Genomic DNA, 1715 nt, shown 5'->3' with positions numbered 1-1715 from the left:
CGTCTGCATATTTTTTGTAGGACTCGGGATTTACTCCGGCTGAACCTGTTTTGACCTGGAGATACCCGAGAGTTGACTCACCATCTTCCTCGGTTAGCATTTCACACTCGACATCTGCCTGAGACCCACCGGTGCTAGATTTGATTATCCTCCACCCTTTCGACTGTAGATAACTGATGACGACATCCTCAGTCTCGCTGGGTCCTAAAATATCGAATATGCGGTCGATTTCCGCTCTAGAGATCTTGTCGGCGATTTCTTGACGTGGGAGTTCACTGTCGACATCGAGGTTCTCGTGAGCGTGGATTGCTCTTATCGCGTGCTTTGATTCCTCATTAATTCCGTCGTCCATCTCGAATGCTGTACCAGTTTGTCCAGAAAATTTCCGACGGACATAGCCGGGGACGAGAGAGTATGGTACATCGACCCAGTCAACAGGACGGAAGTTTTTGATGTCTCGGGGAGCGTAACGTTCAGCATCGTTGTCAGAAAGATTCTGGATTATCTCCCAATCACCCTTAATCCGGCAAAGCCCGAATCGATTCTTCTTGTTCACCCAGACGTAGTCACCAATATCCATCTCTTTGAACATGTATCTAAGCGGTGCATTTAGCCGACCATCTGAGAGAATCTCTTCAGTTCCTTTCCCCTCTTCTGCACGTCGTGATTTTTTCTCTTGGAGTGCTTTGTGGATGTCGCCAACTGTTTCGTAACTGTCCCCACTCAGCCCCCAACCAACCCCAACGACCTCTTCTTCTCTGCAAAACTCGAATGGGTCGGTCCAATCCTTAGCTCCACCTGGCTTTAATTTCATCCCATAGACTGAGAAGTCTGTATTCTGCATAGTTGTCAATCAAATATATAATATCATAAACCTATTGGTGGCAGCCAAGTCACAAAAAACCGGCTAACTACAGTACTAGATTACTCTCCCAGATCTCGAGATGTGTCCAAAATGTTTGTCAGAACGTGTCTTCTCAGACGATTTTGGTAGCACCCAGTGCGCCTCTCGGCAGTCACCAGAATTTCCACTTGGGCTCATCATCAAGTTCGTCGCCCTCGGTGATTTCAACGCCTCGCTCCTCCGCTCGCTTTTTTGCTGGCCCGGTGTATCCGTTTGTTGAGTGGTAGGCAGCGCCCGCTCCTTCTTTTTCAGCGACATCAGCGAGTCGATCAATCTCACTAGAGTGCACCTTGTCTTTGCGGTGTTTTACTTCGACAACTCTCCGCTCTTCACTATCATCACTTTCTCGGCGACAATCAACGTCGTAGCCTCCATCTCGCGTTGCCGGAGTGACGTCGCACGACCATCCATCTTTTTCAGACTTCTTTGCAACCTCATGTTCTTTCTCGCGGTGGTCGCTGTAGTCATCGCTTCTCCCCCGCCGAATTTTGTCGAAGATACCCATCTAACTGATTACCACGTCAGATAGAATATACATTTCGCCGACATCACAGTAGGGGATGGTGTCTCTCTAAGAACAAGGGCACTACCTAGACTGCGGGTACTGGGGAGTGTATGAACGCCCCAGCAAGGCCTCGTAAAGGGCGATAGTGGCTTCGGTGTCTGCAACTGCGTAATCCCGAATCACGTACTCGAGTTCATCAGCACGCGCCCAGTCGCCGTGTTCAAGCGCGGAGAGGTACTTTGGAGCGAGTTCCTCACCAAAGCGTTCGTTTGTCATCTCCGACTTGTCCCACCACGATGTGTGAGT

Annotated in this window: 2 protein-coding genes and 1 pseudogene; all 3 read right to left on the bottom strand. The window is 49.6% G+C overall.

Features of this window, described 5'->3' with window-relative positions; translation table 11 throughout:
* Positions 1-844 (bottom strand): hypothetical protein (locus AUR66_RS12635; protein ID WP_058572717.1); only part of this gene is annotated, 844 nt, incomplete at its 3' end.
* Between the two features lie 172 nt (positions 845-1016).
* Positions 1017-1409 carry a restriction endonuclease gene (locus tag AUR66_RS20655; protein WP_082682205.1) on the bottom strand — a complete coding sequence of 131 codons (393 nt, stop codon included), beginning with the start codon at positions 1407-1409 and terminating at the stop codon, positions 1017-1019.
* 81 nt (positions 1410-1490) lie between these two features.
* Positions 1491-1715, bottom strand: a pseudogene (locus AUR66_RS12630) (ribonuclease H-like domain-containing protein); the annotation flags it as partial.

The organism is Haloferax profundi (assembly GCF_001469865.1).
GTDB lineage: Archaea > Halobacteriota > Halobacteria > Halobacteriales > Haloferacaceae > Haloferax > Haloferax profundi.
Note: the sequence above shows the minus strand (reverse complement) of the source record. Positions and strands in the feature narration are given on the sequence as shown.